The organism is Thioalkalivibrio sp. ALE20, assembly GCF_000381405.1.
Taxonomy (GTDB): Bacteria; Pseudomonadota; Gammaproteobacteria; order Ectothiorhodospirales; family Ectothiorhodospiraceae; genus Thioalkalivibrio.
Map to the genome: position 1 here is coordinate 433,053 of NZ_KB906472.1, position 17,135 is coordinate 450,187.

At 67.0% G+C, this 17,135-nt stretch carries 15 protein-coding genes and 3 tRNA genes; 12 read left to right on the top strand and 6 right to left on the bottom strand.

What is annotated here, in order from left to right; translation table 11 throughout:
* Positions 1-40: 40 nt before the first annotated feature.
* The 4 genes from F790_RS0105490 to lpxC all read left to right on the top strand — a co-directional run bounded on the left by F790_RS0105490 (position 41) and on the right by lpxC (position 4,306).
* A complete protein-coding gene (locus F790_RS0105490; RefSeq protein WP_026332864.1) occupies positions 41-769 on the top strand; it encodes a cell division protein FtsQ/DivIB in 729 nt (242 codons plus the stop codon).
* 14 nt (positions 770-783) lie between these two features.
* Entirely contained in the window at positions 784-2,019 is a 1,236-nt protein-coding gene (gene ftsA / locus F790_RS0105495; protein ID WP_018869879.1) for a cell division protein FtsA, read from the top strand.
* Positions 2,020-2,096: 77 nt separating this feature from the next.
* Positions 2,097-3,266, top strand: a complete 1,170-nt coding sequence (gene ftsZ, locus F790_RS0105500; RefSeq protein WP_019021424.1) for a cell division protein FtsZ — start codon at positions 2,097-2,099, stop codon at positions 3,264-3,266.
* Positions 3,267-3,385: 119 nt separating this feature from the next.
* A complete protein-coding gene (gene lpxC, locus F790_RS0105505) occupies positions 3,386-4,306 on the top strand; it encodes a UDP-3-O-acyl-N-acetylglucosamine deacetylase (RefSeq protein ID WP_081617416.1) in 921 nt (306 codons plus the stop codon).
* A gap of 6 nt (positions 4,307-4,312) precedes the next feature.
* Here lpxC and F790_RS0105510 read toward each other — a convergent pair whose 3' ends face one another.
* Positions 4,313-4,756: a DciA family protein gene (locus F790_RS0105510; RefSeq protein WP_019021422.1), complete on the bottom strand. Its 444-nt coding sequence runs from the start codon at positions 4,754-4,756 to the stop codon at positions 4,313-4,315.
* A 51-nt stretch (positions 4,757-4,807) separates the two neighbouring features.
* Between F790_RS0105510 and F790_RS0105515 the strand changes: the two genes are divergently transcribed.
* From F790_RS0105515 to F790_RS0105530, 4 genes are read left to right on the top strand one after another with little or no spacing between them, the layout of a single operon-like run.
* Positions 4,808-5,677, top strand: coding sequence for a M23 family metallopeptidase (locus F790_RS0105515; protein WP_018869883.1), 870 nt, complete (start codon positions 4,808-4,810; stop codon positions 5,675-5,677).
* A gap of 58 nt (positions 5,678-5,735) precedes the next feature.
* Positions 5,736-8,540, top strand: a complete 2,805-nt coding sequence (secA, locus tag F790_RS0105520; protein ID WP_019591055.1) for a preprotein translocase subunit SecA — start codon at positions 5,736-5,738, stop codon at positions 8,538-8,540.
* A 24-nt stretch (positions 8,541-8,564) separates the two neighbouring features.
* Positions 8,565-9,782 carry a bifunctional glutamate N-acetyltransferase/amino-acid acetyltransferase ArgJ gene (gene argJ, locus F790_RS0105525; protein ID WP_019591056.1) on the top strand — a complete coding sequence of 406 codons (1,218 nt, stop codon included), beginning with the start codon at positions 8,565-8,567 and terminating at the stop codon, positions 9,780-9,782.
* A complete protein-coding gene (locus F790_RS0105530) occupies positions 9,763-10,749 on the top strand; it encodes a Nudix family hydrolase (protein WP_026279491.1) in 987 nt (328 codons plus the stop codon). Before argJ ends, F790_RS0105530 begins: the two co-directional genes overlap by 20 nt.
* A gap of 28 nt (positions 10,750-10,777) precedes the next feature.
* Here F790_RS0105530 and zapD read toward each other — a convergent pair whose 3' ends face one another.
* The 5 genes from zapD to pilB are packed head-to-tail and all read right to left on the bottom strand — an operon-like array spanning position 10,778 to position 16,060.
* Positions 10,778-11,548 carry a cell division protein ZapD gene (gene zapD / locus F790_RS0105535; RefSeq protein WP_018869887.1) on the bottom strand — a complete coding sequence of 257 codons (771 nt, stop codon included), beginning with the start codon at positions 11,546-11,548 and terminating at the stop codon, positions 10,778-10,780.
* Between the two features lie 55 nt (positions 11,549-11,603).
* On the bottom strand, positions 11,604-12,215 hold the full coding sequence (gene coaE / locus F790_RS0105540; protein WP_018869888.1) for a dephospho-CoA kinase: 612 nt from the start codon (positions 12,213-12,215) through the stop codon (positions 11,604-11,606).
* Positions 12,216-12,224: 9 nt separating this feature from the next.
* Positions 12,225-13,091: an A24 family peptidase gene (locus F790_RS0105545; protein ID WP_019591057.1), complete on the bottom strand. Its 867-nt coding sequence runs from the start codon at positions 13,089-13,091 to the stop codon at positions 12,225-12,227.
* A gap of 22 nt (positions 13,092-13,113) precedes the next feature.
* Positions 13,114-14,325 carry a type II secretion system F family protein gene (locus F790_RS0105550; protein WP_018869890.1) on the bottom strand — a complete coding sequence of 404 codons (1,212 nt, stop codon included), beginning with the start codon at positions 14,323-14,325 and terminating at the stop codon, positions 13,114-13,116.
* A gap of 19 nt (positions 14,326-14,344) precedes the next feature.
* Positions 14,345-16,060 carry a type IV-A pilus assembly ATPase PilB gene (gene pilB, locus F790_RS0105555; protein ID WP_018869891.1) on the bottom strand — a complete coding sequence of 572 codons (1,716 nt, stop codon included), beginning with the start codon at positions 16,058-16,060 and terminating at the stop codon, positions 14,345-14,347.
* A 260-nt stretch (positions 16,061-16,320) separates the two neighbouring features.
* Between pilB and F790_RS0105560 the strand changes: the two genes are divergently transcribed.
* From F790_RS0105560 to F790_RS13725, 4 genes are all read left to right on the top strand, one after another.
* Positions 16,321-16,405, top strand: a tRNA-Tyr gene (locus tag F790_RS0105560).
* A 53-nt stretch (positions 16,406-16,458) separates the two neighbouring features.
* Positions 16,459-16,532, top strand: a tRNA-Gly gene (locus tag F790_RS0105565).
* 20 nt (positions 16,533-16,552) lie between these two features.
* Positions 16,553-16,628: transfer RNA gene (locus F790_RS0105570), tRNA-Thr, on the top strand.
* 70 nt (positions 16,629-16,698) lie between these two features.
* On the top strand, positions 16,699-17,135 hold a 437-nt coding region (locus F790_RS13725; RefSeq protein WP_019591058.1), incomplete at its 3' end, for a GTP-binding protein.

Here is a 17,135-nt window from a genome sequence, read left to right on the forward strand (position 1 = left end):
GCGCACCCCGCCGGCAGCGCGCTTAGCGCGGCTGCGCAGCGTGTCCGGCCCGGCCCTGCGTCTGCTGGCCGGAATGGCGCTGGCCGCGGCGATCGTGCTGGTCCTGCTGGCGACGACCCGGTTCGAACCGGACGCGCTGGTGCCGGTGGAGAGTATCGAGATCACCGGCGAGCCCCGCTACGCCGACGTGGAGCGGGTGCGTGAACTCGCGCGTCGCCACGCGCCGGGGTTCATTACCGCCGATCTGGCGGCACTGGAACGTTCGCTGGTCGCCGAGCCCTGGATCGATGGCGTGCAGCTGCGCCGGCAATGGCCGGGGACGCTGGTGGTCGAGGTGCGCGAACCGGTACCGGTGGCGCGCTGGGGCGAGGACCAGCTGGTCGACCGGCATGGCCGGGTGTTCGGGCCGGTGGATCAGGCCGAGTGGGACTACCTGCCCGCGCTGGAGGGGCAGGACGGGCGCCAGGTGGTGCTGATGCGCCGTTACCTCGAGGTGTCGGCACGTCTGGCGGATGCCGGCCTGGAAGTGGCCGGCGTGGCCGAGGGTCGTCGCCATGACTGGACCATCCGTCTGGAGTCCGGGGGGCGGATCCTGATGGGGCGGGACGCCGAGGCGGCCCGCCTGAATGCTCTGGTACGGGCGGCCGACGTCGTGCGCGAGCGCCGCGACGCGCCGGTGGAACGCTGGGACCTGCGCTATCCGCACGGCATGGCGGTGGCCTGGGCCGATGAAGACGGGGACGCCGCCGGCGATCCCGGGACACAGTGAAAGGACGCGGGGAGATGATGGCAAAGAAGGCGGAATCGGGTCTGATCGTCGGGCTGGATGTCGGGACCTCGAAGATCGAGGCCATCGTCGGCGAGCTGAAGGACGATGGCGAGATCGAGATTATCGGCATCGGCTCGTCGCCCTCGCGCGGCCTGAAGAAGGGCGTGGTGGTCAACATCGAGTCCACCGTGCAGTCGATCCAGCGCGCGGTGGAGGAGGCCGAGCTGATGGCCGGCTGCGAGATCCACTCGGTGTATACCGGTATCGCCGGGAGTCACGTGAAGAGCTACAACTCGACCGGCGTGGTGGCCATCAAGGACGGCGAGGTGGGGCCGGGCGACGTCGAGCGGGTCATCGACGCCGCGCGGGCGATCGCGATCCCCGCCGACCAGCGCATCCTCCACGTGCTCCCGCAGGAATACATCATCGACGAGCAGGAGGGCATCCGCGAACCGGTGGGGATGTCCGGCGTGCGCCTGGAGGCCAAGGTCCATCTGGTCACCGGCGCGGTGTCGGCGGCGCAGAACATCGTGAAGTGCGTGGAGCGCTGCGGCCTGCGGGTGGACGACATCATCCTCGAGCAGCTGGCGTCGTCCTATTCGGTGCTGACCGAGGACGAGAAGGACCTGGGGGTCTGCCTGGTGGATGTCGGGGGCGGCACCACCGACATCGCGGTGTTCTCCCACGGCGCGATCGCGCACACCGCGGTACTGCCGATCGCCGGTGACCAGGTGACCAACGACATCGCGGTCGCGCTGCGCACGCCCACGCAGTACGCCGAAGAACTGAAGATGAAATACGCCTGCGCGCTGCGCTCGCTGGCCGACCCCGGGGAGTCCATCGAGGTCCCGGGGGTGGGCGACCGCGAAGCGCGCCGGCTGTCGCGGCAGACCCTCGCCTCGGTGGTGGAGCCGCGTTACGAGGAGCTGCTGCAGCTGGTTCAGGCCGAACTGCGCCGTTCCGGGACCGAGGAAATGATCGCCGCCGGTGTCGTTCTGACCGGCGGATCGTCGCGGATGGAAGGTGGGGTGGATCTCGCCGAGGAGGTCTTCCACATGCCCGTTCGCCTGGGGGTCCCGCAGCACGTGACCGGGCTGCTGGACGTGGTGCGCAACCCGGTGCACGCCACCGGGGTGGGCCTGCTGCTGTATGCCCGCGAGTCACGGGCCCTGCAGGAGGCCCGCCCGGTGGAATCCGGGTTCCAGGGGATCTGGGCGCGCATGAAGCGCTGGTTTACCGGCCAGTTCTAGGCCGGACCGAAGGGCCGGACCGCTCTCCGGCTACCGAGAAGGAAGGACATGTACACACGAAACAAGAGGACGCAATCATGACGTTCGAACTGATGGATACCTTTAGCCAGAGCGCCACGATCAAGGTCGTGGGCGTGGGTGGCGGCGGCGGCAACGCCGTACAGCACATGGTTCATTCGCAGCTGGATGGTGTGGATTTCATCTGCGCCAATACCGATGCCCAGGCGCTCAAGAGCCTGGATTCCAAGACCCTGCTGCAGCTGGGCGGGGACATCACCAAGGGCCTGGGCGCCGGGGCCGACCCGTCGGTGGGCCGCGAGGCCGCACTGGAGGATCGCGAGCGGGTGCAGGACCTGCTGCACGGCGCGGACATGGTCTTCATCACCGCCGGCATGGGCGGCGGCACCGGCACCGGCGCGGCCCCGGTGGTGGCACAGATCGCCAAGGAGATGGGCATTCTGACGGTCGCCGTGGTGACCAAGCCGTTCCCGTTCGAGGGCAAGAAGCGCATGCAGGTCGCCATGTCCGGGATCAAGGCGCTGACCGAGCAGGTGGACTCCCTGATCACCATCCCCAACGAGAAGCTGCTCACGGTGATGGGCAAGAACACCACCCTGCTGGACGCCTTCAAGGCCGCCAACGACGTGCTGTTCGGCGCGGTGCAGGGCATCGCCGAGCTGATCACCCGTCCGGGCCTGATCAACGTCGACTTTGCCGACGTACGCAACGTGATGCGCGAGATGGGCATGGCAATGATGGGGACCGGCACCGGTTCCGGCGAAGACCGTGCGCGCCAGGCCGCCGAGGCCGCGATTGCCAGCCCGCTGCTGGAGGACATCGACATTTCCGGGGCCCGCGGCATCCTGGTCAACGTGACCGGCGGCATGGATGTCGGTATCGGCGAATTCGAGGAAGTCGGCGAAGCGGTGAAGGCGCTGGCCTCCGAGGACGCCACCGTGGTGGTGGGTACCGTCATCGATCCCGAGATGAGCGACGAGATGCGGGTCACGCTGGTGGCCACCGGCCTGGGCGCGCAGACCGAGCAGCCCGAACGCCCGCAGGTGCGCGTGGTGGATGCCCAGCCGCAGCAGGCGGCGGCCGGTTCCGACGTGGACTTCGACCGCCCCACGCACCAGCGTCAGCGCCGCGGCCAGGACGAGGTCGCGACCGATTACGGCAGCGGTAACCAGCAGTCGAATATCGATGTGCTCGACATCCCGGCTTTCCTGCGCAAGCAGGCTGACTGAGGGACTTGACATGCAGGAGGAGCGGAATCCTGCAATAATGGAGCATTCGTTGTGTGCATGAACGGAGCCCGGGAGGGCCCGGGCTCCCCTCCATGCGCTCTCGCAGAAGAGGCAGTGCGTTGATCAGGCAAAGAACGCTCAAGAACAGCATCCGGGCGACCGGAGTGGGGCTCCATACGGGCGAGAAGGTGGTCCTTACGCTGCGTCCGGCCCCCCCCAATACCGGAATCGTGTTTCACCGCGATGACCTCGACCCGCCGGTGGAAATCCCGGCACGGGCCGAGAACGTCGGGGACACGCGGCTGTCCACGACCCTGGTCAACGGCGATGCGCGGGTTTCCACCGTGGAACATCTGCTGTCGGCGGTGGCCGGTCTGGGCATCGACAATCTCTTCGTCGACGTGAGCGCGGCGGAGGTCCCGATCATGGACGGCAGCGCGGGACCGTTCGTGTTCCTGCTGCAGTCCGCGGGTCTCAAGGAGCAGGATGCTCCCAAGGAATTCATCCGGGTGAAGCGCAGCGTGGAGGTTCGCGACGGCGACAAATGGGTGCGCTTCGATCCCTATGAAGGGTTCAAGGTCGGCTTCTGCATCGACTTTGAACACCCCATGTTCACCGACGGGAGCCAGCGCGCCGAGCTGGATTTCTCGTCGACCTCGTTCGTGAAGGAAGTCTCGCGCGCCCGGACCTTCGGGTTCATGCGCGACATCGAGGCCCTGCGTGCGAATCAGCTGGCACTGGGCGGCAGCCTGGACAATGCCGTGGTGCTGGACGACTTCAAGATCCTCAACGAGACCGGGCTGCGCTACGACAACGAGCTGGTAAAACACAAGATCCTCGACGTGGTCGGCGATCTCTACCTGCTGGGCCACAGCCTGATCGGGGCCTTCACCGGGCACAAGTCCGGCCATGCCCTGAACAATCAGCTCATCCGTCAGCTGGCCGCGGATCGGACGGCCTGGGAAAAGGTCACCTTCGAGGATCCCTCCGAGCCGCTGCCGATCTCGTTCGGGCAGCTGGAGCCGGGCGCCACCGGCTGAGGGACGTCACTCTCTGTCGTTCCCCGCATCGCGGGGACGGGCGCGGGCCAACCGCCGCAGTGCTCCCGCCAGCCGGGGATCGTCGACCTCGCCGGCCGTCTGTTCCAGGGTCTGGCGGGCGCTGTCCGGGATCGGCGGACGGCTGCGCACCGGATCCGGTTCGGTGGAGCGGGCCGCACCGCCCAGGGCGACCCGCACGCGCTCCACTTCGGGGTAGCCGGCCGCCTGCAGGGTCTTGAGGATCTCGCGCTGCTGGAAGCGCATCTCGGTGCACAGGGCACGGTCGCGGCAGACCGCCACCAGGGTGGTGTCGTGGCGCACCAGCTGGAGGCGCCCGCTGGCGACGTGCGTTCCGACCAGCCCGGCCAGCGCCCGTTCCAGTGCCCGGTCCGGGGTGACGTGGCTCTGCCACGCGGCGCGGATGTATCGGCCGATGCGGGGCGGCGTCATGGCTGACATGGCGCCTCCCGCTCGGGGCTTGGAGGAATCAACGGAGGTTGCATGGACCTGATGCTACTACGAGCCGGCGGTGTCTGTACCCGGATCCCGCTGTGGCTGGTGGTTCCGGCGCTGCTGGGGATGCTGGCCGCGGTCGTGACCGCCGGCTATCAGCTGGGCCAGCAGCAGCGTGACGTGGTCGAAATCCCCGTGCTTCCGACCGTGGGCTCGCCCGATCTCGAACTCGCGGAACGCGAGCTCGCGCGCGAGGGGGTGGAGTCGCTGGCGTCCCGTCTGGTCGAGCTGGAAAACCGCCAGGCGCGTCTGGACCTGCGCATGTCCGGTCTGGGCGACGCCCTGGATCTGGACCCGGAGGCGCTGGAACCGGAGGCCGGCGGTCGCGGCGGACCGGCGCCGCCGGACTCCGCGGCCGCGGTGGACCGTCGCATCGCCGCGCTGGATCACCTGCTGGGGCGGCGCGACACGACGGTCGCGCGCCTGGACGAGGCGGTGCGCGGCGATGCCCGGGACGAGCGCATGCGCCCCGGCGTGCGGCCGGTGGAATCCGAGGCCTGGGTCAGTTCGGCCTTTGGATACCGCGACGATCCGTTCACCGGCGAGCGGCGTTTCCATTCCGGCATCGACTACGCCGGACGCGAGGGCTCCGAGATCCGGGCGGCCGCGGACGGGATCGTGGTGCGGGCGGACACCAACGGCGGGTTCGGGCGCAGCGTCGACATCGTTCATGCCGACGGGTTGCTGACCCGTTACGCGCATAATTCGGAGTTGCTGGTCGATCCCGGGGAACGGGTGGAAGCGGGCCAGCCCATCGCCCGCATGGGCAGTACCGGACGGGCGACGGATACCCATCTCCATTTCGAAGTCCACGGTCCCGGCGGACCGGAGAATCCGGCCGACTACGTCCATCGCTGAGCGTGACCTCCGCGGATCGTTTATCCTAGGTCGGTTTCAGCCAATCTTCCGGATCCCCATGAAGCAGCTCGTACGCAAGTTCTTCGGCAGTCGCAACGACCGCATCATCAAGCGCTACGCGAAAAAGGCCGAGCGCATCAATGCCCTGGCCCCGGCCATCGACGATCTGCCGCAGGAAGAGCTGCGGCACAAGACCGATGAATTCCGCCGGCGGCTGCAGTCGGGCGAGGACGTGGATGCGCTGCTGCCGGAAGCCTTCGCGGTCTGCCGCGCGATGAGCGACCGCGTACTGGGCCTGCGCCACTTCGATGTCCAGCTGATGGGCGGGATGGTCCTGCACGACGGACGGATCGCGGAAATGCGCACCGGCGAGGGCAAGACCCTGGTCGCGACCCTGACGGCCTATCTCAATGCGCTGCCGGGCGATGGCGTGCACGTGGTGACCGTGAACGACTATCTCGCCCGCCGCGATGCGGCCTGGATGGGACGGCTCTACCAGGCCCTGGGGCTGACGGTCGGCGTCATCAACTCCTCCGGCGGGCAGTCGGGCGGTGCCTCCTCGTTCGTGTTCGACCCCGACCATGTGGCGGGTGAGGACGGCATGGACGGCCTGCGGCCGGTCACCCGTACCGAGGCCTACGCGGCCGACATCACCTATGGCACGAACAACGAGTTCGGTTTCGACTATCTGCGCGACAACATGGCCTTCTCGGCCGATCAGCGCGTGCAGCGGGGCCTGAACTACGCGCTGGTCGACGAGGTGGACTCGATCCTGATCGACGAGGCGCGCACGCCGCTGATCATTTCCGGCCCGTCCGGTTCGGACTCCGAGCTGTACGAGCGCATGAACGCGATCCCGCCGCAGCTGACGCGGCAGGAAGACGAAGAGAGCGAGGGCGACTACTTCGTTGACGAGAAGGCCAAACAGGTATTCCTCAGCGAGGACGGCCACGAGAAGGCCGAGGCCCTGCTGCGCGAGGCCGGCCTGCTGGAGGAGGACCAGTCGCTGTACGACGCCGGCGCGATCGCGGTCCTGCACCATCTGAACGCAGCGCTGCGCGCGCATGCCCTGTTCCATCGGGATGTCGACTATCTGGTGCGCGACAACCAGGTCCAGATCATCGACGAATTCACCGGCCGCATCATGACCGGTCGGCGCTGGTCCGAGGGGCTGCATCAGGCGATCGAGGCCAAGGAGGGCGTGCCGATCCAGCGCGAGAACCAGACGCTCGCCTCGATCACCTTCCAGAACTACTTCCGCCAGTACGACAAGCTGGCGGGCATGACCGGCACCGCGGATACCGAGGCCTACGAGTTCCAGACCATCTACGGCCTGGAGGTTGTGGTGGTTCCCGGGAACAAGCCGCTGATCCGCGAGGACATGCAGGATCTGGTGTACCTGACCCAGGACGAGAAGTACGACGCGATCGCCAAGGAGATCCAGTGGTGCGTCGAACGCGGCCAGCCGGTGCTGGTCGGCACGGCCTCGGTGGACAGCTCCGAGCGGCTGGCGAAGTCCCTCAAGGAGAAGGGCATCGAATTCGAGGTGCTCAACGCCAAGCAGCACGAGCGCGAGGCGCACATCATCGCCCAGGCGGGACGTCCGGGGGCCGTGACCCTGGCCACCAACATGGCCGGGCGCGGTACCGACATCGTCCTCGGCGGCAGTCTCGACGCGGAACTGGCCGGTGTCGATCCGAACGACGAGCAGCAGCGCGAACGCATCCGCGAAGACTGGCAGAAACGCCACGACGACGTCATCGCCGCCGGCGGCCTGCACATCATCGGCTCGGAGCGGCACGAATCGCGGCGCATCGACAACCAGCTGCGCGGGCGTTCGGGGCGCCAGGGCGATCCGGGCTCCAGCCGGTTCTTCCTGTCCCTGGAAGACAACCTGATGCGGGTGTTCGCGTCCGAACGGGTGAAGTCCCTGATGGGACGCCTGGGCATGAAGGAAGGCGAGGCGATCGAGAACGCCTGGGTCTCGCGCGCCATCGAGAACGCCCAGCGCAAGGTCGAGGCGCACAACTTCGATATCCGCAAGCAGCTGCTGGAATACGACGACGTCGCCAACGACCAGCGCCAGGTCATCTACGAGCAGCGCGCGGAACTGCTGACCACCGAGGACATCAGCGACACCATCGATGCCCTGGTGGCCGACGTGATGAATGCGCAGATCAGCGAGTATATCCCGCCCGGCAGCATCGAGGATATCTGGGATCCGGAAGGGCTGGAGCAGGCGCTGCGCAACGAATTCGGCCTGGAACTGCCGGTCAAGCAGTGGCTGGATGACGAGGACGACCTGCACGAGGAGCCGCTGCGCGAGCGCATCATCGAGCGGGCGCGCGAGGCCCTCAACGGCAAGCGCGAACAGCTGGGCGATGCCACCATGAATCGCCTGCAGCGCGACGTGATGCTGCAGGTGCTGGATTCGCAGTGGAAGGAACACCTGGCGGCGATGGACTATCTGCGCCAGGGGATCGGCCTGCGCGGGTATGCCAACCGCAATCCCAAGCAGGAATACAAGAAAGAAGCGTTCGCGATGTTCCAGTCGCTGCTGGAGCGCATCAAGCACGACGTGATCAAGATGCTGCTGCGTATCCAGCTGCGTTCCGCCGAGGACGCCGAACAGCTGCAGCCGGAACGCCAGGCACCGGACACCGGGGCCATGAATTTCCGCCACGAGAACCCCGACAGTCCGTTGGCCGCGGACGAGGACGACGGGGGCGCCGCGGACGAGGACGCGCGCAAGGTCGCCGGTGGTGACGAGACGTACCGGCGGGAGGAGCCCAAGCTCGGACGCAACGAGCCCTGCTGGTGCGGTTCCGGCAAGAAATACAAGCACTGCCACGGCCGTCTCTGACGGCCGGTCCGGGGAGACGCGCTGATGGCCGTGGGACTGCAGGAACCGTCGGCGCCGCCGGCCGTGCCGGGCATCCGTCTGGCAGCCGGGGCGGCCGGCATCCGGTATGCCGGTCGTGATGACCTGGTGCTGATGGACGGTGGCGAACACGCAGTGGTCGCCGCGTTGTACACAACCAGTGCCTTTCGCGCCGCGCCGGTGGAGGTCGCTCGTCGCCATCAGGCGGAGGGGCGTCCCCGCTGGCTTCTGATCAACGCCGGGAACGCCAACGCGGGTACCGGTGAGCCCGGGCTGCGTGCGGCCAAGGCCAGCTGCACGGCCCTGGCCCGGTTGGTCGACAGCGAGGCCTCGGCGGTGCTGCCGTTTTCCACCGGGGTGATCGGCGAGCCTTTTCCGCTGGAGCGGCTGGAGGCGGCCCTGCCTGCGCTCCATGCCGGACTGGCCGAGGATGGCGTGAGCTGGCTGCGGGCGGCGCGGGCGATCATGACCACCGACACGGTGACCAAGGTCGCAAGCCGCGACGTCCGGCTGTCCCAAGGGCGCGTGCGGCTGACAGGCATGGCGAAGGGATCGGGGATGATCCATCCCGACATGGCGACGATGCTGGGGTTTGTCGGCACCGATCTGGCCACCGATGCGGACGAGCTGGACGCGCTGCTGCGCGAGGCGAACCGTGACAGTTTCAACGCCATTACCGTGGATGGCGATACCTCGACCAATGACGCGCTGGTCTGCATGGCCAGCGGGGCCAGCGGTGTCCGCCTCGCCGGCGATGCCAACCGCACCGCGTTCGCGCAGGCGCTGGGGTCACTGTGTCTGGAACTGGCGACCGCGATCGTGCGCGACGGGGAAGGGGCGACCAAGTTCGTGACCGTGGAGGTGACGGGCGCATGCGAGCGGGCGGAAGCCGAGCGCGTTGCCGAGACGGTCGCGTTGTCCCCTCTGGTGAAGACCGCGCTGTACGCCAGCGACCCGAACTGGGGGCGCATCCTCGCAGCTGTGGGACGGGCCGGCGTCAGCGATCTCCGGATCGAGGGTGTCACGGTGGACATCAACGGTCTGGCGATCGTGCGCGCTGGCGGCCGCGCGCCCGAATACCGCGAGGAAGACGGCCAGGCCGCCTTCGCGGCCGACGAGATCACCATCGCCATCGACCTCGGACGGGGCGATGCGCGGGCGCGCAAGTACACCTGCGATTTCTCCCACGAGTACGTGCGCATCAATGCCGAATACCGCTCCTGAGGCGGCACCGCTTGATGTGGCGCTGGGCGTGATCGAGGACGGGGCCGGCCGGGTCCTGGTTGGTCAGCGCGGGGCCGGGCAGCATCAGCCGGGCCGCCTCGAATTCCCCGGCGGCAAGCTGGAGGCGGACGAGTCCCCGGTCGCGGGCCTGGTACGCGAGATCCGGGAGGAGACCGGCCTGGGGGTCGAGCAGGCCATCCCCTGCCTGCGGCTGGAGCACGACTACGGCGACCGCCGCGTCAGGTTGCACGTGTTCCGGGTGCCGGACTGGAGCGGCGAGGTCCGGGAGTGCGAAGGACGTGCCCTGTGCTGGCGCGAGGCGGCCGCGCTGGATCCGGCGGATTTCCCGGCCGCCAACGGCCCGATACTGCGCCTGTTGCAGCTCCCCGATTTCCTTCTGGTGACGCCCGACCCGGCCGGGTCCGACGGCATCGCCGCCGTGGTGGACCGTGTGGCGGCCCGCCTCCGGCACGGGGACGTGGGGCTGTTGCAGATCCGTGCGCCGGGGCTGGCACGGGACGACTATCTCCGCTTTGCCCGGGATCTGGTGGCGGTGTCGCAGTCGCTGGGTACCGAAGTGCTGCTGAACGCGCCGCTGGACTGGCTGGACGAGCTGCCGCCGGCCGGGGTGCATCTGCCGGAGCGGCGCTGGCGGGCGCTGTCCCGGCGCCCCGCGGTAGCCGGCCGTATCAGCGTCTCGGCGCACGATGTCACGGGTCTCCAGGAGGCGGGGAGGCTGGCGCCCGATCTGGCCGTGGTCGGTCCGGTCCGGCCGACCCGGACGCACCCGGGGGCGACGCCGCTGGGCTGGGACGGTCTGGCACGTCTGACCGCTGCGAGTCCGGTGCCGGTCTACGCCCTGGGGGGGCTGGACGCGGGCAGCCTCGCGCCGGCCCGCGCCGCCGGTGCCTGCGGGATTGCGGCCATTCGTGGTCTGCTCGGAGAGCCGCCGGGCGGCGGGGAGTGACGGCACGGGCGGTGCCGCCCGGTCCTAACTACAGGGCGCAGCAGCAAAGGCCGAACGTCACATCCTCGCGCACCGGATTCGGGCGCGAGCGGAAATCGCCGGGATCCATGAAGCGCACGGTGAAGCGCTGACGCCCGCCCGAGATCTCGGGGTAGATGCCCAGCTGCGGGTCCACGCTGACCCGGATCATCTGCCAGGCGTGCTGGCTGTCCAGGGGCTGTTCCAGGAAGCCCTCCTCCGCGGTGACGCTGCGGTCGTTACCGGATCCGCGGATATAGCGCAGCACGTGCTGCGTGGCCTCGGTCACGCTCTCCAGCGGCCGGAACCACTCCAGCAGCAGCTCGGTGCGTGCTTCCACGGGCTGTGACAGCCAGTGGTGGTAGATCGGCAGATCGAAGTCGAAGGCTCCCCCGGGCAGGGCCATCCGCTGGCGCACACTGTTGAAGAATTCGTTCTCGCGGACCGCCCCGTCCAGCGCCCCGGCCTGCTCTTCGAGTGCGGTATGCAGGCGTCGCTGGTCGTCCATCGTGCTTCGGAAACGGCTGGCGTCGATCCCGGGCTGGTCGGCCAGCCGTTGCAGATTGGCGGTCTGGCGTTCGATCTCGCCCATCAGTTCGCGCTTGATGTCGACGCGCGTGACCAGCGCATAGATGTCGACCAGGGAGACCAGGGCTTCGTGATGGTCGTAAGGTTGCCCTGCCTGCAGGGCGTCACCGAAACGTTGCGTGAGCGCCTCCAGCCGGAGCAGGAGGCGGATCCGTTCGTGGAGGGGCTGTTCGAAGATCAGCGGACGGGTCACGGCGGCGCCATTGGATTGAAGATCCTGCAGTATCGAACATTGGGGGGCATGGTTTCTACCCGTCGGAAGTGAGGGAGCGCAATTCGCGGTCGATGGTCAGTACCTGTTCACGAAGCCGGGCATCGTCCACGCTGTCCCGATTGTCGATCCAGGCGTCCGCCCGCCGGCGCCGTTCGTCGGACCCGAGCTGACGCTCCATGATGGCGGCGACCTCCTCCCGGGTCCGGTCGTCGCGCCGGGTGACTCGTTCGATTTGCTCCTCGGGCGTGCATTCGACGGTGATCACCCGAACAAAATCGTCCTCCCAGCCGGCCTCGAACAGCAGCGGGACCACGATCAGGGCATACGGGGCGTCCGTGTCGTATTGCTGGAGTCGGGCATGGATCTCCCGATGGACCCGCGGGTGAACGATGGCTTCCAGCGCTTCGCGCTCGGCCGGGTCGGCAAACACGCGCGCGGCCAGCGCACGGCGATCGAGGTGACCGCGCGGATCGAGCACCCCGGGGCCGAAGTATTCAACGATGGCCCCGTGCAGGGGCTGGCCGGGTTCCTGCAGTTCGCGGGTGACGCGGTCGGCATCCAGAACCGGTACCCCCAGTTCCGCGAACAATGCCGCCACCCGGGTTTTCCCGGATCCAATGCCGCCGGTCAGGCCCGCCCGTTCCATACCCCCGGATTATAGGCCGTGAGGAAAATAGATGCGCAGCAACGCGTCGCCGGTGATCAGCGTCAGCCAGCCGGCGGCGGCGAGGTACGGGCCGAAAGGAATGGGGATGTTGCGGTCGCGCCCGCGCAGGGCGATCAGCGCGATCCCGACCACCGCACCCACCAGTGACGCGAGCAGCAGAATGACGGGCAGGGCCTGCCAGCCCAGCCACGCGCCCAGGGCGGCCAGCAGCTTGAAATCGCCATACCCCATCCCTTCCTTCCCGGTGAGCAGGCGGAAGCCGTGGAAGATCAGCCACAGGAGCAGGTAACCCGCCATGGCCCCGAACACCGCGGACTGCAGGTCGGTGAACAGCCCGAAGCTGTTGACCAGCAGGCCGAGCCACAGCAGCGGGAGCGTCAGCTGGTCCGGCAGCAGGGTGGTGCGGGCGTCGATCCCCCCGGCCGCGATCAGGACGGCCGTCAGGATCAGGGCCATGCCGGCTTCGATGCCCGTGCCGAAATACCAGACGGTGACTGCGAACAGGATCCCGGTGAGCAGTTCCACCGCCGGATACTGCCAGCTGATGCGCACACCACAGCCGGGACAGCGGCCACGCAGGAACGCAAAGCTGAGCAGCGGGATGTTCTCGATCGCGCGGATGGCGCGCTGGCAGTTCGGACAGCGCGAGCGGGGATGGATCAGGTCGAAACGTTCCGCGGTGGTATCCGCCGGCGGTTCCTCGCCATCCAGGACGTAGCGGGCCTCGGCCTGCCACTCCCGTTCGAGTATCACCGGCAGCCGCGCGATCACGACGTTGATGAAGCTGCCGATCACGAGCCCGAGAACGGCGGCGACCGCGATCGCGATCGCCGGATTGGCCAGCAGATCGCTCATGGCCGGCGGCCGCGGGTGGCCGTCACAGAACCTGCCCCATGTGGAAGATCGGCAGATACATGGCGATGACCAGGCCGCCGACCAGCACGCCCAGCACGACCATGATCAGCGGCTCGAGCAGGCTGGACAGGCTGTCCACCGCGTTGTCGACTTCTTCTTCGTAGAAGTCGGCGACCTTGCCCAGCATGGTGTCCAGCGAGCCGGATTCCTCGCCGATCGCGACCATCTGCACCACCATGTTGGGGAACACGGCGGTATTGCGCATCGACCATTGCAGCTGGCCGCCGGCCGCGGTCTCATCGCGCATGCGCTCGGTCGCTTCGCGATAAACGGCGTTACCCGTCGCGCCGGAGACCGAGTTGAGGGCGTCCACCAAAGGCACGCCGGCGGCGAACATGGTGGACAGCGTGCGGGCGAAACGGGCCACCGCGGCCTTGCGCAGGATGGGCCCGAATGCCGGGGCACGCAGGATCGCGATGTCGAGGAAGCGATCGAATTTCGGGAGACGCTGGCGTGCCTGGACGAAGAGGAAACCGGCCAGAACGGCCCCGCCAAGCAGGGCCCACCACCAGGCCTGCACGAACTCCGACATGTTAATGACCATGCGGGTGAACACCGGCAGGTCCGCGCCGAAGCCCTGGAACAGGGATTCGAACTGCGGCACCACGTAGATCAGCAGGATGGCTGTTACCACGATGGCCACCACGATGACCGCCGCCGGATAGAACAGGGCCTTGCGGATCTTGGCCTTGAGGGCCTCCGTTTTCTCCTTGTAGGTCGCGATCTTGTCGAGCAGCGTCTCCAGGGTTCCGGACTGCTCGCCCGACTCGACCAGATTCACCACGAGGTCGTCGAAGTGCTTCGGGTGCTTCGACAGGGCGGTGGCGAAGGTGTCGCCGCCCTCGACGTCGGTCTTGATCTGCATGATCAGATCGCGCATCGAGGCCTTTTCGTTGCCCCGTCCCACGATTTCGAACGCCTGCACCAGCGGCACGCCCGACTGCAGCATGGTGGTCATCTGCCGCAGGAAATATGCGATGTCGGCGGGGATGATCTTCTTCTGCCCGCCTCCCAGAAGGGGTTTCGGCTTCTTCTTGATTTTCAGAACGTTGACGCCGTTCTTGCGCAGTTCGGCGCGCGCGGAGGTCTCGTTCTCCGCGGGCACTTCGCCCTTGACGCGGTCGCCGTTCTTGTTGAGGCCTTCCCAAGTATAGATCGTGCCGGAATCGGCCATTCCCTGTCCCCCTTAGCCGCTAGTCGATGGTCACGCGGTTGACTTCTTCCAGGCTGGTCAGCCCTTCGATGACCTTGTGCAGGCCCGCCCGTCGCAGGTCCTTGATGCCTTCCTTTTCGGCCTGGCGGGCGAGTTCGGTGCTGTTGCCATTCTCAAGGATGATTCGTTCGAGTTCCTCCGAGATCGGCAGAACCTGGTAGATCCCGACCCGGCCCTTGTAGCCGTTGGTGCACTGATCGCAGCCCACCGGCCGGTACACCGTGAAGCCCTGTTCGAGCTCCTCGTCGGTGAAGCCCTCGTCGCGCAGCGTTTCCTCCGGCAGATCCTCGGGTGCCTTGCAGTTGGGGCACAGACGGCGCGCCAGTCGCTGCGCGATGATCAGCAGGATGGACGAGGCGATGTTGTATGGCGGGACCCCCATGTTGGCCAGGCGCGTCAGGGTTTGCGGCGCATCGTTGGTGTGCAGGGTGGAGAGTACCAGATGCCCGGTCTGGGCGGCCTTGATGGCGATCTCGGCGGTTTCCAGGTCGCGGATCTCGCCGACCATGATTACGTCGGGATCCTGGCGCAGGAAGGCGCGCAGTGCGCTGGCGAATGTCAGTCCGACCTTGGGGTTGATGTTGACCTGGTTCACCCCGGGCATGTTGATCTCGGACGGGTCTTCCGCAGTGGAGATGTTGCGGTCGGACGTGTTGAGGATGCCCAGACCGGTGTAGAGGGAGACGGTCTTGCCGGAGCCGGTCGGTCCGGTCACCAGGATCATTCCGTACGGGCGGCCGAGGGCCTCCAGGTACTGCGCCTTCTGCTCCTCCTCGTAACCGAGCTGATCGATGCCCATCGATGCCGAGCTCGGGTCGAGGATTCGCAGCACGATCTTTTCGCCGAACAGCGTGGGCAGCGAACTGACCCGGAAATCGATCGCGCGGGTGCGCGAGAGCTTCAGCTTGATGCGCCCGTCCTGCGGAATGCGGCGCTCGGCGATGTCCATGCGCGACATGACCTTGACGCGTGCAAGGATGCGCGGGGCCAGCGAGGTCGGTGGATGAGCCACCTCGTGCAGCACGCCGTCGATGCGGAAGCGCACACGGAAATCTTTCTCGAACGGCTCCAGGTGGATATCCGACGCCTTGCGGTTGATGGCGTCCATCAGGAGCTTGTTGACGAAGCGAACGACCGGGGCGTCGTCGACTGCGTCGCCTTCCTCGGATGCGTTGTCGGCGTCGGAATCCGCCTCGACGTTCAGGCTGTCGAGTTCGTCGTCGCCCAGGTCCTCCATCAGCTGCGACGCAGCATTGAGCGCGTCGTCGATCGCCCGGTCCAGCTTCTTCGGTTCCACCAGCACCGCCTCGACGGGCATTCCGGTGGCGAACTTGAATTCGTCGGTGGCCACCAGGTTGGTGGGATCGGACACGGCGATGAACAGCCGGTTGCCGCGCTGCATCAGAGGCAGGGCATGATGCTTCTGGATCAGCTTCTCGTTCAGGTGGTCACGCGGGATGACTTCCTCGTCAAAGGCCGCCATGTCCAGCACCGGAAGCCCGAACTCCTCGGCCGCCGCCTCCACCAGTCGCGGTTCCGGCACGTCGCCCTTGTCGGCCAGCAGCGCCATGAGGGGGGTCTGTTGGGTCCGCGCCTGTTCGACCAGCTGCTGGGCGATGTCCTGTGCAATCAGCCCGTTGTCGACGAGGCGTTTCGCCAGCCCCGGCAGGCGGGGCGTCGTGTTGCTGTTGGCCATGGGTGTTCGCAGACGTTATTGGGGATGATCCACACTCTACGTGGCGCGGTCCGGAATGAAAACGCATGTCCTGGGCGGCGCCGCGGCCGACCCGTGCATTCGCTCGATATTAGAGCGGTTATTCGGCGGATTACAAGGATGGGTGCAAGGTTTTTCGCCGTCAGCGCCCTCGATGCGGGCCGATCGAAGGTTTTGCGAACGGCCTCTCGCGCGGGGTTGACTTGCCCTGATCTGTCTCTCAGAATGCACGGCTTGGTTCAGGAGGGATACCCAAGCGGCCAACGGGGGCAGACTGTAAATCTGCTGGCACAGCCTTCGGAGGTTCGAATCCTCCTCCCTCCACCACCCAGTTTCATGCCAGCGACCCGAGCGGGCGATGGCGAGAAAGCCAGGGTTCTGCGGGTGTAGTTCAATGGTAGAACCTCAGCCTTCCAAGCTGATGATGTGGGTTCGATTCCCATCACCCGCTCCAGATTCTGGCTTGCAGGTCAGGCTCATGTAGCTCAGCAGGTAGAGCACTTCCTTGGTAAGGAAGAGGTCACCGGTTCGAGTCCGGTCATGAGCTCCATTTTTTCAGGCACGTAGCAGCGTCAGTGCTGCCGTCGTAACGACAGCGTCACGATCCGGGGAAGCGAGATATGTCCAAGGAAAAGTTCGAACGCAAGAAGCCGCACGTGAATGTGGGGACGATTGGTCATGTGGACCACGGGAAGACGACGCTGACGGCGGCGTTGACGGTGGTTCAGGCGAAGAAGTACGGCAGCGATGCGCGTGCCTTTGACCAGATTGACAACGCGCCGGAAGAGAAGCAGCGCGGTATCACGATTGCGACGGCGCACGTGGAGTACGAGTCGGACACGCGCCACTACGCGCACGTGGACTGCCCGGGTCACGCGGACTATGTGAAGAACATGATCACCGGTGCGGCGCAGATGGACGGCGCCATTCTGGTGGTTTCGGCGGCGGACGGTCCGATGCCGCAGACGCGGGAACACATCCTGCTGTCGCGCCAGGTGGGCGTGCCGCACATCGTGGTGTTCCTGAACAAGGCGGACATGGTGGACGATCCGGAGCT

Coding starts and splice junctions, on each gene's coding strand:
- coaE (WP_018869888.1), bottom strand. CDS start 12,215: ATGGAACGGGCGGGCCTGACCGGCGGCATTGGATCCGGGAAAACCCGG.
- F790_RS0105550 (WP_018869890.1), bottom strand. CDS start 14,325: ATGGCCGATTCCGGCACGATCTATACTTGGGAAGGCCTCAACAAGAAC.
- F790_RS0105515 (WP_018869883.1), top strand. CDS start 4,808: ATGGACCTGATGCTACTACGAGCCGGCGGTGTCTGTACCCGGATCCCG.
- ftsA (WP_018869879.1), top strand. CDS start 784: ATGATGGCAAAGAAGGCGGAATCGGGTCTGATCGTCGGGCTGGATGTC.
- argJ (WP_019591056.1), top strand. CDS start 8,565: ATGGCCGTGGGACTGCAGGAACCGTCGGCGCCGCCGGCCGTGCCGGGC.
- secA (WP_019591055.1), top strand. CDS start 5,736: ATGAAGCAGCTCGTACGCAAGTTCTTCGGCAGTCGCAACGACCGCATC.
- pilB (WP_018869891.1), bottom strand. CDS start 16,060: ATGGCCAACAGCAACACGACGCCCCGCCTGCCGGGGCTGGCGAAACGC.
- F790_RS0105510 (WP_019021422.1), bottom strand. CDS start 4,756: ATGACGCCGCCCCGCATCGGCCGATACATCCGCGCCGCGTGGCAGAGC.
- F790_RS0105545 (WP_019591057.1), bottom strand. CDS start 13,091: ATGAGCGATCTGCTGGCCAATCCGGCGATCGCGATCGCGGTCGCCGCC.
- F790_RS0105530 (WP_026279491.1), top strand. CDS start 9,763: ATGCCGAATACCGCTCCTGAGGCGGCACCGCTTGATGTGGCGCTGGGC.
- ftsZ (WP_019021424.1), top strand. CDS start 2,097: ATGACGTTCGAACTGATGGATACCTTTAGCCAGAGCGCCACGATCAAG.